Consider the following 13091-nt stretch of genomic DNA (forward strand, 5'->3'; position numbering starts at 1 on the left):
AATGCGGCTCGATCTCAGATGGCGCCGCCGTTGGCGCGCAGGACCTGGCCATTGATCCAGCTGCCGTCGGCGCCGGCCAGGAAGGACACTGCGCCGGCGATATCTTGCGGCTGCCCCAGGCGCTCCAGCGGCGCCATCTTGGCCAGGCGCTCGACCAGCTCCTGCGGTTTGCCGTTGAGGAAAAGATCGGTGGCGGTCGGTCCGGGCGCGACGGCGTTGACGGTAATGTCCTTGCCGCGCAGCTCCTTGGCCAGCACGCTGGTCATCGCTTCCACCCCGGCCTTGGTGGCGGCATACACGCCGTAGGTGGGCTGCAGCATGCCGACCACGCTCGACGAGAAGTTGATGATGCGGCCGCCATGGCGCAGGCGTTTGGCGGCTTCGCGCAGCGTATTGAAGCTGCCTTTCAGGTTGATGGCGATCTGGCGGTCGAAGCCGGCATCGTCGGTTTCGGCGATGCTTGCGTTGACCATGATGCCGGCGTTATTGACCAGCACATCGACGCCGCCAAATGCTTGTTCCGCCGCATCGAACATGGCGCGCACCGCTGCGGGATCGCTGACGTCGGCCTGTACCGCCAATGCCTGGCCGCCCTGGCCGAGCAGCTGCTGCACCAGGGTTGCGGCAGCGGCGGCGCTGCCCGAATAATTGACGATCACGGCAAAGCCGTCTTGCGCCAGGCGTCGCGCCACTGCCGCGCCGATGCCGCGCGAGGATCCGGTGACGATGGCTACTTTCTTGTCCGCGCTGTTCATTTGAAGCTCCTTGAAGTTGGTTTGAGCGTTGCCTAAGCCGCCCCGCGCTATGGATTGCCGATATCGGTTTGCGGGGCGGTGAGTGCATCATGACAGTTAATTTTATTTGGATAAACTGGCTATTTATGCTTACACTGTTCCATATGAATTAACAATAAAGCTGGGCACCTCCATGGATAAATTTGAAGCCATGCGCATTTTTACGCGCATTGTCGAATTGAAAAGTTTCACCCGGGCCGCCGATGATCTCGGCTATCCGAAAGCGACCGTGACCAACGCCATCAAGCAGCTGGAAGCGCGTCTGCATGTGCGGCTGCTGCACCGGACCACGCGCCAGGTCAGCACTACCCTGGACGGCGACGCTTATTACACGCGTTGCGCGCAGCTGCTGGCGGATCTGGAGGAAACCGAAAATGTGTTTTCGCAAGCCGCCGCCAACCCCTCAGGCAAGCTGAGGATAGACATGCACGGCACGCTCGGGCGCCATTTCGTGCTGCCGGTGCTGGATCAGTTCTGCAACCGTTATCCGAATATCGAACTGCAGATAGGCATGGGCGACCGCCTGGTGGATCTGGTGCGGGAGAGCGTCGATTGCGTGCTGCGCGTGGGTGAATTGCGCGATTCGTCGATGGTGGGCCGGCGGGTCGCCAGCCTGGAGCAGGTCACCTGCGCCAGTCCGGCCTATCTGGAAAAGCAAGGCGAACCGCAGGCGGTGGACGAACTTGACGGGCACCGCGCAGTCAATTTCTTTTCGCCGCAAAGCGGGAAGCTCTATCCATTTGAATTCACCGTGGACGGAGAGGCCGGCGAATATGCGATCAACGGCAGCATATCGGTCAACAACGCCGATGCCTATGTGCAGTGCTGCAAATTGGGTTTCGGCCTGATCCAGCTGCCGCGCTATGCCGTCGCGCATCTGCTGGCCTCGGGCGAGTTGCGGGAAGTCTTGCCTGCGGCCAGACCGCGGCCGTCGACCGTGTCGGTGCTCTATCCGCATCACCGCCAGCTGTCGCCCAAGGTACGGGTGCTGGTCGACTGGCTGGCGACCATCTTCGCCGATGCGCGCTAGGGCCTGCTGATAGCTGCGCAGAGCGTCCTTGACGATGACGGCGGACGTGGTAAATTGATCTTCCAGCCAGTGAAAGCCAAACCATGTCCAGCCGCACGCTTAATCTTGACGATACGCTCTATGACTATCTGCTAAGCCACTCCCTGCGCGAACATCCGGCGCAGGCCGCATTGCGTGCCGCCACCCGCAGCCATGCCCGCGGCGGCATGCAGATATCGCCCGAGCAAGGGCAGTTCATGGCGCTGCTGATACGCCTGATGGGCGCCCGCAAGACGATAGAAATAGGGGTTTTTACCGGCTACAGCGCGCTGGCGGTGGCGCTGGCCTTGCCGGAAGACGGCCAGGTCCTGGCTTGCGACATCAGCGACGAATATACGCGCATTGCGCGCCCTTACTGGGAGCAAGCGATGGTGGCGCACAAGATCGACTTGCAGCTGGCGCCGGCGCTGGAAACACTCGACGCCAGGCTGGCTGCCGGCGCGGCCGGGCAATACGATTTTGCCTTTATCGATGCCGACAAGAGCGCCTACGACGGCTACTACGAACGCTGCCTTCAACTGGTGCGGCGCGGCGGCCTGATCGCCATCGACAACGTCTTATGGAGCGGCAGCGTGGCGGCTCCTGCGGAAGATGCCGACACCGCTGCCTTGCAGGCGCTTAACCTGAAACTGCATGCCGACGAGCGCATCGACCTGTCGATGCTGCCGGTCGGCGACGGCTTGACGCTGGCGCGCAAGCGCTGAGCCGCTGTCATCCGCGGCCGGCTTGCGCGCCATCAGCTTCATGCGCCGGCATAAATCGAGGCGCCGGCCTCGTTCTTGCCGTGCTCGTGCAATTGCGCCATCATCGGCTTCCCGCCTTGCGCCGCAGGCGCGGCAATGACCGGATAGCTGGCATCGCTTTGCAACAGTGTTCCCTGCGCTTCAGCCTTGGCGACTTCCTGCTCGACCTGCGCCCGGGTCAGGGTCGACACGAACGACTGTTCAGGCGGGTAGGGTGCTTCTGCGAAAGCTGATGCGGCAGCGACTAAGGCCAAGACTGTGAAAATCGTTTTTACGGTAGGCATGATGGTTTCCTTGGATGTGGGGAGGGCGACAGCGTTTTCCGCCATCGCTGAACTGCAGTCTAGGCTTCGGCCTCAAACGATCTGATGACACGGGCATGACAAATTTGTCATGCCGGCATCAATCTGCACCATAAGAAGATTTCTCTTTCATAAATTAACAATCATTGACAATTAACAGCGTCAAATTATCAAAACAATATGTAAAATCGGCCCGTATGAGCGCTTGCATGGACAGCAACGGCGCGACCAACGAAAGAGAACATCATGATGCTTCAGGATGAGCAATGGCGAAAACTGGAACAGCTGCTGTCAGCCAAGAGCGGGTACTCCAAGCTGCGCGCGAAAAGGAACCGCCAGTTCATAGAAGCCTTGCTATGGCTGATCGGCAGCGAGCGCGCATGGCATGAGCTGCCGGCGCGCTTCGGCAAGTGGAATACGGTGTACGTGCATTTCAGGCGCTGGGACGCCTCGAATCTGTGGGCCGAACTGATGGACGATGCGTCCGGAGATGCCGAGCTGCACGCGGCAATTAAAAAAATCTGCGCCTACGGCAAGCAACGCAACCTGAGAAACAAATACCGTTCTGGCGCAACGGCGGCGCTTGCCGCGGAGAGCGACTCTGACCTGCACTGGCTGCGGCTGGTCGACGGCAGCATGTGTTAGCGCCAAAGGGTTTGAAGAACAAAGCTCTTTCAATTTCGCATGAGTGTGCTAAAATGCACGCATCATGAATCAAGCCAGCAAAAGCGAACTCACCTACGCCGCCATCGTCAACGCCGCCTTAGCGCTTGCCGCGGCGGAGGGCATCGGCAATCTGTCCCTCGGCGAAGTCGCGAAGCAGCTGGACATCAGCAAAAGCGGGGTGTTCTCGCGGGTCGGTTCGCTCGAAGCGCTGCAGGAGGCGGTGCTGGAGGAGTTCGACCGCCGCTTCAGCGCAGAAGTGTTTTTGCCGTCCATGGCCTTGCCGCGCGGTTTGCCGCGCCTGAGTTCCCAGGTCAAGGCCTGGATCGGCCGCGCCAGCGATCCGCGCGAGGTGGCCGGCTGCCTGTATATCGCCGGCGCTTTTGAATACGACGACATCGACGGCCCGCTGCGCGACCGCATCCAGCGCGGGGTGGTGCGCTGGCGCGCGACGATGCGGCGCACGATCATCCAGGCGATCGAAGTAGGGCATCTGCGGCCGGACAGCGATCCGGAGCAGCTGATTTTCGAAATCTACAGCTTGATCGTCGGGCTTACCCACGATATCCGCTTCATGCGCGACAGCGGCGCGGTGCAGCGGGTGCACAACGCTTACAGCCGCTTGATTTCCACTTACAGGAGCTTTAACTACCAGGGCGCATAGCCTGGGGTGGTTGAGGTTTTTTTTGATTCAATTTCGCACTATCGTGCGAAAAAGGAGCTGCGATGATGATTTTCCTGCTGGCCGGCGCTGTCGCCGGCGTGTTTGCCCTGGGTGGCTATCTGGCGTCGGCCTTGCGCTCCGTCCCGAACTGCAACGCCGACTTTGATTTTTCTGATGTTGGACTGGAAGAGGGATACCTCGGCCGCAGCGGCTGGCGAGCCGAGGGTTAACAGGCCCTGATGCATCCGGCATGGCATTCTGCTGCGGACGGCTTGCTTTGGCGGGCCATGCGCAGCAGCGATTCGCTCGCCTAGTCGCGTATCTCCAGCGCGCGATTCAGGCTCAGGGCCGCCAGCGAACAGGCGGCGCCCGACAGCAGGTAGAAGCTGACATAGGCAAGGCCGAAGTGGGCCGACAGGCCAAGCGCCACCAGCGGCGCGAAACCTGCGCCGACCAGCCATGACAGGTCGGAGGTCAGGGCGGCGCCGGTATAGCGATACTTGGCGGGGAAGTTGGCGGTGACCGCGCCGGCCGCCTGGCCGTAGGACAGGCCCAGCAAGCTGAAGCCCAGCAGGATGAAGATATTCTGGCCCAGTTCGCCGCCGTTCATCAGTGTCGGCACGAAGGCGCTGAGTATCGCGATCAGTATCGCGCAGCTGCCGAGCGTGGTGCGGCGGCCCAAGCGGTCGGCAATCAGGCCCGAAGCGACCACGCCGACCGCCATCAGGGCGGCGCCGATGACCTGGATGATCAGGAAGTCGTGCACCGAGCGCATCGAATACAGGCTGATCCATGACAGCGGGAACACCGTCACCAGGTGGAACAGCGCATAGCTGGCGAGGGCGGCCAGCGCGCCGATCAGCAGGTTGCGGCCTTGCGAGCGCGTCATTTCGATGACCTTGGTCGGCTCCAGTTCGCGCTCATCCAGCAGGCGTGCATATTCCGGCGTCGACACCAGGCGCAGGCGGGCAAACAGCGCTACGACGTTGATGGCGAAGGCCACGTAAAACGGATAGCGCCAGCCCCAGTCGAGGAAGTCTTCGGTAGTCAGGTTGCCGAGCAGGTAGGCGAACAGGGCACCGGCGATCATGAAGCCTACCGGCGCGCCCAACTGCCCCAGCATGGCGTACCAGCCGCGCTTGTTTTGCGGCGCATTGAGCGCCAGCAGCGACGGCAGGCCGTCCCATGAGCCGCCCAGGGCGACGCCCTGGCCGATGCGCAGCAGCGAGAGCAAAAGTATCGAGTAAAAACCAAGATGTTCGTATGTCGGCAAAAAAGCCATGCCGGCCGTGGAAATGCCCAATATGAAGAGCGCGGCAGTCAGCTTGACTTCGCGGCCGAAGCGGCGCTGGATCGTCATGAACAGAACGGTGCCGAACGGCCGGGCCAGGAAGGCGAAGGAGAAGATCACGAAGGCGTACAGCGTTCCTTCCAGCTGTTGTTCAAACGGAAAGAAAACCGCCGGGAACACCAAAACCGAGGCCATCGCATAGACGAAAAAGTCGAAGTACTCCGAGGCGCGGCCGATCACCACGCCGATGGCTATTTCGCCCGGGGCGACTTCAGGGTGGTCGGATTTGGCATTGCGGACGTCTTGGGCGGACGAGAGATTGGCGGAAAGATCGCCATTATGGCTATGGGTGCTGGTCATCATAATTTTGTCTCTAGTTGGTTTGGGTCTCTACTAACTATGGCCTTGCCTACTAATGGCATGGCGAACCCTTCCCGACGTTTAGTGTGGCGTTTCGCACATAATCCGGAGCTCCATTACTTGCGATTACATGCGCAACACGACACTGGCAAGGGTAGGACAAAACGTCCAATCGCCAACGCGCACCAGTCAGTGTACAGTACCACGATCTGATAGCTTCGACTGGACTTTTACTCCATGGTTTCCCTAATTTCTCGTCGCGGATTGCTTCTGCCGGCCGTCTTGCCTGTGCTCCTTCTGGCTGGCTGTAACACAGTCGTGATGAATCCGTCGGGCGATATCGCCTCTCAGCAGGGACGCCTGATCGTCGTCTCCACCTTACTGATGCTGCTGGTCATCGTTCCAGTGATCGCATTGACCATCTGGTTTGCCTGGCGCTACCGTAAAAACAATACCGCCGCGCGCTACGAGCCGGACTGGGACCACTCTACACAACTCGAACTGGTGATCTGGGGCGCGCCTCTGCTGATCATCATCGCCCTCGGCCTGCTGACCTGGATCAGCACCCATACCCTGGACCCGTACCGGCCGCTGTCGCGCCTGGATGCGGACCGTCCGATTCCGGCCGACGCCAAGACCCTGACGGTCGAAGTGGTGGCGCTGGACTGGAAGTGGCTGTTCATCTATCCGGAACAAGGCATCGCCACCGTCAACGAGCTGGCGGCGCCGGTCGATATGCCGATCCGCTTCAAGATCACTTCGTCGACGATCATGAACTCCTTCTTCATCCCGGCGCTGGCCGGCCAGATCTACGCCATGCCCGGCATGCAGACCTCGCTCAACGCGGTGATCAACCGTCCTGGCGAGTTCGACGGCTTCTCTGCCAACTACAGCGGCGCCGGCTTCTCCGACATGCGCTTCAAGTTCCACGGCCTGACCCAGGAAAACTTCGACAAGTGGGTGCAGGCGCGCAAGGCGGCCGGCGGCCACCTGAATCGTCCCGATTACCTGCAGCTGGAAAAGCCTAGCGAAAAAGAGCCGGTGCGCTCCTACGCTTCGGTCGACCAGGACTTGTACCACGCCATTCTCAACCGCTGCATCGAACCGGGCCAGATGTGCATGGACCAGATGATGGGCGGCCACACGATGGAACAACATCATGAATAAGGGCCTGCAAACACCGCCTGGCCAGCAACCAACGCAAGCAATGCAAGCAATGCAACACCGGCAAGCAGCGCTCCGCTCTGCAAGCAATGGCGCGCTGTCAGGCGCCATGTTTCCCTTTTTCACCGGAAAGTAATGATGCTAGACCATATCGATCTGACGAAGCTGATCTTCGGCCGTCTCACCTGGGAAGCGATTCCCTATCACGAACCGATTCTTATCGCGACCTTCCTCATGGTCGCCCTCGGCGGCGCAGCGGTGCTTGGCGCGCTGACCTATTACAAGGTCTGGGGTACGTTGTGGCGCGACTGGTTCACCAGCATCGACCATAAGAAAATCGGCATCATGTACGTCGTGCTCGGCCTGGTCATGCTGCTGCGCGGCTTTGCCGACGCCCTGATGATGCGCGCCCAGCAGGCGTTCGCTTTCGGCGGCTCGGAAGGCTTCCTGCCGCCGCATCACTACGACCAGATCTTCACGGCGCACGGCGTCATCATGATCTTCTTCGTCGCTATGCCGCTGGTGACCGGCCTGATGAACTACGTGGTGCCGCTGCAGATCGGCGCGCGCGACGTTGCTTTTCCTTTCCTCAACAACTTCAGCTTCTGGATGACCACCTTCGGCGGCATGCTGGTGATGGCGTCGCTGTTCGTCGGCGAATTCGCGCGTACCGGCTGGCTGGCGTATCCGCCGCTGTCCGGCATCCTGGCCAGTCCGGATGTGGGGGTCGACTACTATATATGGGCGCTGCAGATTGCCGGGGTAGGGACGCTGCTGTCCGGCATCAACCTGATCGCCACCATCGTCAAGATGCGTGCCCCTGGCATGAACATGATGAAGATGCCGGTGTTCACCTGGACTGCCTTGTGCACCAACGTCCTGATCGTCGCTGCCTTCCCGGTCCTGACCGCGGTATTGGGCATGCTGTCGCTGGATCGCATCTTCGGCACCAACTTCTTCACCAACGACATGGGCGGCAACGCCATGATGTATGTCAACCTGATCTGGATCTGGGGCCATCCTGAAGTCTATATCCTGATCCTGCCGGCTTTCGGCATCTTCTCTGAAGTGGTTTCCACTTTCAGCAGCAAGCGCCTGTTCGGCTACACCTCGATGGTTTACGCCACCGTGGTGATCACCATCCTGTCCTACCTGGTGTGGCTGCATCACTTCTTCACCATGGGTTCGGGGGCCAGCGTCAACTCGTTCTTCGGCATCACGACGATGATCATCTCGATCCCGACCGGCGCCAAGATCTTCAACTGGCTGTTCACCATGTACCGCGGCCGCATCCGTTTCGAGCTGCCCATGCTGTGGACCATCGGCTTCATGATCACCTTCGTCATCGGCGGCATGACCGGCGTGCTGCTGGCGGTGCCGCCAGCCGACTTCGTGCTGCATAACAGCCTGTTCCTGATCGCCCACTTCCACAACGTGATCATCGGCGGCGTACTGTTCGGCATGTTTGCCGGCATCAATTACTGGTTCCCGAAAGCCTTCGGCTACAAGCTCGACGATTTCTGGGGCAAGTGCTGCTTCTGGTTCTGGACCATCGGTTTCTACATCGCCTTCATGCCGCTGTATGTGCTGGGCCTGATGGGCGTGACCCGCCGCCTGGGCCACTTCGAAGATCCGTCGCTGCAGATCTGGTTCCAGATCGCCGCCTTCGGCGCCGTCCTGATCGCACTGGGCATCGCTTCCTTCGTGGTGCAGCTGGTGGTCAGCTACCGCCGCCGCGACGCGCTGCGCGACACCACCGGCGATCCATGGGGCGCGCGTACGCTGGAATGGTCGACTTCGTCGCCGCCGCCGGACTACAACTTCGCTTTCACGCCGAAAGTGCATGACAACGACGCCTGGACCGACATGAAAGCCAACGGCTACACCCGTCCGCTGAAAGACTTCGTCGCCATCCACATGCCGAAGAATACCGGCGCCGGCTTCATCATCGCCGCGCTCAGTGCAGTCGTCGGCTTTGCCCTGATCTGGCACATGTGGCTGGTGGCAGGCCTCGGTTTTGCCGCGATGATGGCTGCCATCATCGTCCACACCTTCAACTACAACCGCGATTACCACATCTCGGCGGACGAAGTCGTCCGCACCGAGGGCGAACGCACACGATTGCTGGCTAGCCATGTCTGACATCACTATGAATACCAACAGCGCCACCGGCGCGGCTGACCCGAGCGCGCGCTTCTACGTCCGCGAGCACCATCCGGAAAACGGCACCTTGCTGGGTTTCTGGCTGTACCTGATGAGCGATTGCCTGATCTTCGCCTGTCTGTTTGCCACTTACGCGGTATTGGGCCGCAACTATGCAGGCGGCCCGACCGGCGCCGAGCTGTTCGACCTGCCGCTGGTCGCCGTCAATACTTCGCTGCTGCTGCTGTCGTCGATCACTTACGGTTTCGCCATGCTGGAAATGCAGCGCAAGCGCAAGGGCGCGACCATGGCCTGGCTGGCGGTCACCGGCATCCTCGGCGCCTGCTTCATCGGCTTCGAACTGTATGAATTCGCCCACCTGATCCACGAAGGCTACGGTCCGCAACGCAGCGGCTTCCTGACTTCCTTCTTCGCCCTGGTGGCGACCCACGGCCTGCACGTCAGCTTCGGCATCGTCTGGCTGGTCACATTGATGTTCCAGGTCAAGCGCCACGGCCTGACCCCGGAAAACGGCCGTCGCCTGATGTGCCTGTCGATGTTCTGGCACTTCCTGGACGTGGTCTGGATCGGCGTCTTCACCTTTGTCTATCTGATGGGAGTTTTGCCATGAGCGGCGGACATCAAGAACATCCGGCCCGAGTTATCGGCCATGGCCACGACGATCATCACGGTCACACCCATGCCGACCACGGCAGCCTGAAAAGCTATACCACCGGTTTCATCCTGGCGGTGATCCTCACCGCGATCCCGTTCTGGCTGGTGATGGGCAAGGTCATCGACAAGTCCAGCACCCTCGGACTGGTGCTGCTCGGCTTCGCCGCCGTGCAGATCGTGGTGCACATGGTGTACTTCCTGCACATGAACACCAAGTCCGAAGGCGGCTGGTCGATGCTGGCGCTGATCTTCACGATCATGCTGGTGTTCATCATGCTGAGCGGTTCCTTGTGGGTCATGTATCACCTGAACCACAACATGATGCCGGGCATGATGACGGATTCGTCCATGCACGAGACCGTGCCTGAGTCGATGCAGAGCATGCCTGGCATGGACATGTCGACCATGCCGAAATCCCACGACATGCACAACATGCCCAATATGCAACAGACGCCATAAATCCCGTGCGATGAAAGCAGAACCGCCGGAGCCGCAAACTGCGGCAAACCAGAACGCGGCGCCGGCAACGGCGCCGCGTTCGCGCTCCAGGGCTGCAAAAACGGCGCTGCTGGCCTGCGCCGTGCTGCTGTTTGCCGCTTTCTTCGCCCTCGGCAGCTGGCAAATCAAGCGCCTGCAATGGAAGCTGGACCTGATCCAGCGGGTCGACGCGCGGGTGCATGCGCCTGCCGTGGCCGCCCCGGGACCGGAGCGATGGCCGCACATCAGCGCCGAATCTGATGAATACCGCCATGTGCGCATCAGCGGCAATTATCTGTATGCGCTGACCACCCGGGTCCAGGCCTCGACCGAGCTGGGCGGCGGCTTCTGGCTGCTGACGCCCTTGCGCAGCGCCGATGGCAGCACAGTGCTGGTCAACCGCGGCTTCGTGCCGACCGCTACGCCCGAATCCGTGGTGGTGGTGGCGGAATCCGCGCCGGTCGTCGTCAACGGCCTGTTGCGCATCAGCGAGCCGGGCGGCGGCTTCCTGCGTCACAACGACCCTGCCGGCAACCGCTGGTATTCACGCGATGTACAGGCGATTGCGGCGGCGCGCGGCCTGGACCGGGTTGCGCCTTACTTTGTCGACGCCGAAGCCGTACGCCAGCCTGCCGCACAAGATATCGGCGACGGGCTGCGTCCGGTTGCCGGTTTGACAGTAATTGCCTTTCACAACAGCCACTTGGTTTATGCTCTCACTTGGTATGCTCTCGCCTTGATGGTGGCGGGCGCCTGCTACTGGGTCGTGCGCGAAGAACAAAAAATGCCGCAGAATGCCGGCAACGCGGCCGGCAAGGATCAAAGTGAAAGTGAAGATGGCAAGCAAAATTGATATTCTTACAAATACAGAAGAGTTGAAACAGCGATGGACGGTGGCGGCAGGCGTGGAAAACGCCGCCGGCCACAAGAATATGCTGCAGCTGATCCAGCTGCGCTGGATTGCCGTGATCGGGCAGATCACCACGATCGCCATCGTCATCCTCGGCTTCGGCATCCAGTTGCCCTTGCCGCACATGCTGAAGGTGCTGGCCTGCCTGGTGGCGTTCAATATCGCTAGCCACCTGCGCTGGCACGAGCGGCGCGTCGCCACCAACGGCGAACTGTTCCTGGCGCTGCTGGTCGACGTCGGCATCCTGACCGCCCAGCTATACCTGAGCGGCGGCACCACCAATCCCTTTGCCTTCCTTTACTTGCTGCAGGTGATCCTCAGCGCCGTGCTGCTGGAAGCCTGGTCGACCTGGACCATGGTCGCCATCACCAGCCTGTGCCTGGCCGGCCTCTCGCTGTTTTCCGAGCCGCTGGCGTTTCCGCCCGACCACGGCAACGGCTTGTCCAGCCTGTACGTCGAAGGCATGCTGATGTGCTTTGTGATGAATGCCGCGCTGCTGGTGTTTTTCATTACCCGCATCAACGGCAACCTGCGCGCCGGCGACGCCCAGCTGGCCGAACTGCGCCAGCGCGCCGCCGAGGAAGACCACATCGTCCGCATGGGCCTGCTGGCGTCCGGCGCGGCGCATGAACTTGGGACGCCGCTGGCGACCTTGTCGGTGATCCTGGGCGACTGGCGGCGCATGCCCGAGTTCAGCCAGAACAGCGACTTGCTGGAGGAAATCGGCGACATGCAAACCCAGCTGCAGCGCTGCAAGAGCATCGTCAGCGGCATCCTGCTCTCGGCCGGCGAGGCGCGCGGCGAATCGTCCGTGAAGACCACCATCAACACTTTCCTGAACGACCTGGCGAAAGAATGGGGCGCGACCCGGCCGGTGGTCTCGTTCGCCTACGAAAACCGCATCGAGCAAGACATCCCGGTGGCCTTCGATTCCGCGCTCAAGCAGATGATCTGCAATGTCCTCGACAATGCGCTGGAAGCCTCGCCGCAATGGGTCAGCCTGGAGGCCTCGCGCGACGGCGACGCGCTGGTCCTGGTCGTCACCGACAGCGGCCCCGGCTTCCTGCCCGCCATCCTGGCCCAGATCGGCAAGCCCTATCAATCCAGCAAAGGACGGCCGGGCAGCGGCCTCGGGCTGTTCTTTGTGGTCAACGTCGCCCGCAAGCTGGGCGGCACTTTCAGCGCCAGCAACCGGCCGCAGGGCGGGGCGCTGGTGCAGCTGACGCTGCCGCTGGCCGCCATCCGCCTGGAAGAAGAGGGAACAGAACATGCCGGCTGATCGTCTGCTGTTGATCATTGAAGACGACGCCACCTTCGCGCGTACGCTCGGCCGTTCGTTTGAGCGGCGCGATTACAAAGTACTGCTGGCGGCCAACCTGGATGAAGCCGCGCAACTGCTGCAGCAGCATTCGCCCGGCTATGCCGTGGTCGACCTCAAGCTGAGCGACAATACTTCCGGACTGGCTTGCGTGCAGATGCTGCACAAGCACGACCCCGCCATGCTGATCGTGGTGCTGACCGGTTTCGCCAGCATCACCACGGCGGTGGAAGCGATCAAGCTGGGCGCCTGCCAATACCTGGCCAAGCCCTCCAATACCGACGACATCGAGGCCGCTTTCGGCCACGTTGCCGGGGTGGCCGAGCTTGAATTGAGTACGCGTTCGACCTCGATCAAGACGCTGGAGTGGGAGCGCATCCACGAAGTGCTGGTGGAAACCGGCTTCAATATTTCGGAGACGGCGCGCCGCCTGGGCATGCATCGCCGTACACTGGCGCGCAAGCTGGAAAAACAGCGTATCAAATAAGCCGTTCAATCTGAATCGTAGCGCTCACGGAA

Annotated in this window: 15 protein-coding genes; 12 read left to right on the forward strand and 3 right to left on the reverse strand. The window is 61.1% G+C overall.

Features of this window, described 5'->3' with window-relative positions; genetic code table 11:
• Positions 1–14: 14 nt before the first annotated feature.
• Positions 15–755 (reverse strand): SDR family oxidoreductase, encoded by a 741-nt coding sequence (locus tag AC07V8_RS20315; protein ID WP_494679887.1) that lies wholly within the window; start codon positions 753–755, stop codon positions 15–17.
• A gap of 172 nt (positions 756–927) precedes the next feature.
• Between AC07V8_RS20315 and AC07V8_RS20320 the strand changes: the two genes are divergently transcribed.
• Positions 928–1824, forward strand: a complete 897-nt coding sequence (locus AC07V8_RS20320) for a LysR family transcriptional regulator (RefSeq protein ID WP_494679886.1) — start codon at positions 928–930, stop codon at positions 1822–1824.
• Positions 1825–1907: 83 nt separating this feature from the next.
• Entirely contained in the window at positions 1908–2567 is a 660-nt protein-coding gene (locus tag AC07V8_RS20325) for a class I SAM-dependent methyltransferase (RefSeq protein WP_494679885.1), read from the forward strand.
• Positions 2568–2605: 38 nt separating this feature from the next.
• On the opposite strand, the gene AC07V8_RS20330 is transcribed toward AC07V8_RS20325, so the two are convergent.
• Positions 2606–2890: a DUF4148 domain-containing protein gene (locus tag AC07V8_RS20330; RefSeq protein ID WP_494679884.1), complete on the reverse strand. Its 285-nt coding sequence runs from the start codon at positions 2888–2890 to the stop codon at positions 2606–2608.
• A 264-nt stretch (positions 2891–3154) separates the two neighbouring features.
• Here AC07V8_RS20330 and AC07V8_RS20335 point away from each other — a divergent pair, with 264 nt between their 5' ends.
• From AC07V8_RS20335 to AC07V8_RS20345, 3 genes are all read left to right on the forward strand, one after another.
• Positions 3155–3553 (forward strand): transposase, encoded by a 399-nt coding sequence (locus AC07V8_RS20335; protein ID WP_494679883.1) that lies wholly within the window; start codon positions 3155–3157, stop codon positions 3551–3553.
• Positions 3554–3617: 64 nt separating this feature from the next.
• Positions 3618–4235 carry a TetR/AcrR family transcriptional regulator gene (locus tag AC07V8_RS20340; RefSeq protein WP_494679882.1) on the forward strand — a complete coding sequence of 206 codons (618 nt, stop codon included), beginning with the start codon at positions 3618–3620 and terminating at the stop codon, positions 4233–4235.
• A 62-nt stretch (positions 4236–4297) separates the two neighbouring features.
• The gene (locus AC07V8_RS20345) at positions 4298–4465 is read left to right on the forward strand and encodes a hypothetical protein (protein WP_494679881.1); all 168 of its coding nucleotides are present in this window, start codon (positions 4298–4300) and stop codon (positions 4463–4465) included.
• An 80-nt stretch (positions 4466–4545) separates the two neighbouring features.
• Here AC07V8_RS20345 and AC07V8_RS20350 read toward each other — a convergent pair whose 3' ends face one another.
• The gene (locus AC07V8_RS20350) at positions 4546–5886 is read right to left on the reverse strand and encodes an MFS transporter (RefSeq protein WP_494679953.1); all 1341 of its coding nucleotides are present in this window, start codon (positions 5884–5886) and stop codon (positions 4546–4548) included.
• 237 nt (positions 5887–6123) lie between these two features.
• Here AC07V8_RS20350 and cyoA point away from each other — a divergent pair, with 237 nt between their 5' ends.
• The 7 genes from cyoA to AC07V8_RS20385 all read left to right on the forward strand — a co-directional run bounded on the left by cyoA (position 6124) and on the right by AC07V8_RS20385 (position 13059).
• Positions 6124–7053, forward strand: a complete 930-nt coding sequence (cyoA, locus tag AC07V8_RS20355; protein ID WP_494679880.1) for a ubiquinol oxidase subunit II — start codon at positions 6124–6126, stop codon at positions 7051–7053.
• 135 nt (positions 7054–7188) lie between these two features.
• Entirely contained in the window at positions 7189–9192 is a 2004-nt protein-coding gene (gene cyoB, locus AC07V8_RS20360) for a cytochrome o ubiquinol oxidase subunit I (RefSeq protein WP_494679952.1), read from the forward strand.
• Entirely contained in the window at positions 9185–9823 is a 639-nt protein-coding gene (gene cyoC, locus AC07V8_RS20365) for a cytochrome o ubiquinol oxidase subunit III (RefSeq protein WP_494679879.1), read from the forward strand. Before cyoB ends, cyoC begins: the two co-directional genes overlap by 8 nt.
• Positions 9820–10326: a cytochrome o ubiquinol oxidase subunit IV gene (cyoD, locus tag AC07V8_RS20370; RefSeq protein WP_494679878.1), complete on the forward strand. Its 507-nt coding sequence runs from the start codon at positions 9820–9822 to the stop codon at positions 10324–10326. Before cyoC ends, cyoD begins: the two co-directional genes overlap by 4 nt.
• Before the next feature lie 10 nt (positions 10327–10336).
• Positions 10337–11197 carry an SURF1 family protein gene (locus tag AC07V8_RS20375; protein WP_494679877.1) on the forward strand — a complete coding sequence of 287 codons (861 nt, stop codon included), beginning with the start codon at positions 10337–10339 and terminating at the stop codon, positions 11195–11197.
• Positions 11181–12533 (forward strand): ATP-binding protein, encoded by a 1353-nt coding sequence (locus AC07V8_RS20380; protein WP_494679876.1) that lies wholly within the window; start codon positions 11181–11183, stop codon positions 12531–12533. The genes AC07V8_RS20375 and AC07V8_RS20380 overlap by 17 nt, the downstream gene beginning before the upstream one ends.
• Entirely contained in the window at positions 12523–13059 is a 537-nt protein-coding gene (locus tag AC07V8_RS20385) for a response regulator transcription factor (RefSeq protein WP_061940801.1), read from the forward strand. The genes AC07V8_RS20380 and AC07V8_RS20385 overlap by 11 nt, the downstream gene beginning before the upstream one ends.
• Positions 13060–13091: the final 32 nt, after the last annotated feature.

Source organism: Collimonas sp. GW821-FHT02H07, from assembly GCF_059421505.1.

Coding starts and splice junctions, on each gene's coding strand:
- AC07V8_RS20385 (WP_061940801.1), top strand. CDS start 12,523: ATGCCGGCTGATCGTCTGCTGTTGATCATTGAAGACGACGCCACCTTC.
- AC07V8_RS20335 (WP_494679883.1), top strand. CDS start 3,155: ATGATGCTTCAGGATGAGCAATGGCGAAAACTGGAACAGCTGCTGTCA.
- AC07V8_RS20320 (WP_494679886.1), top strand. CDS start 928: ATGGATAAATTTGAAGCCATGCGCATTTTTACGCGCATTGTCGAATTG.
- AC07V8_RS20315 (WP_494679887.1), bottom strand. CDS start 755: ATGAACAGCGCGGACAAGAAAGTAGCCATCGTCACCGGATCCTCGCGC.
- AC07V8_RS20345 (WP_494679881.1), top strand. CDS start 4,298: ATGATGATTTTCCTGCTGGCCGGCGCTGTCGCCGGCGTGTTTGCCCTG.
- AC07V8_RS20340 (WP_494679882.1), top strand. CDS start 3,618: ATGAATCAAGCCAGCAAAAGCGAACTCACCTACGCCGCCATCGTCAAC.
- cyoA (WP_494679880.1), top strand. CDS start 6,124: ATGGTTTCCCTAATTTCTCGTCGCGGATTGCTTCTGCCGGCCGTCTTG.
- AC07V8_RS20350 (WP_494679953.1), bottom strand. CDS start 5,886: ATGACCAGCACCCATAGCCATAATGGCGATCTTTCCGCCAATCTCTCG.
- AC07V8_RS20375 (WP_494679877.1), top strand. CDS start 10,337: ATGAAAGCAGAACCGCCGGAGCCGCAAACTGCGGCAAACCAGAACGCG.
- AC07V8_RS20330 (WP_494679884.1), bottom strand. CDS start 2,890: ATGCCTACCGTAAAAACGATTTTCACAGTCTTGGCCTTAGTCGCTGCC.
- AC07V8_RS20380 (WP_494679876.1), top strand. CDS start 11,181: ATGGCAAGCAAAATTGATATTCTTACAAATACAGAAGAGTTGAAACAG.
- cyoC (WP_494679879.1), top strand. CDS start 9,185: ATGTCTGACATCACTATGAATACCAACAGCGCCACCGGCGCGGCTGAC.
- cyoD (WP_494679878.1), top strand. CDS start 9,820: ATGAGCGGCGGACATCAAGAACATCCGGCCCGAGTTATCGGCCATGGC.
- AC07V8_RS20325 (WP_494679885.1), top strand. CDS start 1,908: ATGTCCAGCCGCACGCTTAATCTTGACGATACGCTCTATGACTATCTG.
- cyoB (WP_494679952.1), top strand. CDS start 7,189: ATGCTAGACCATATCGATCTGACGAAGCTGATCTTCGGCCGTCTCACC.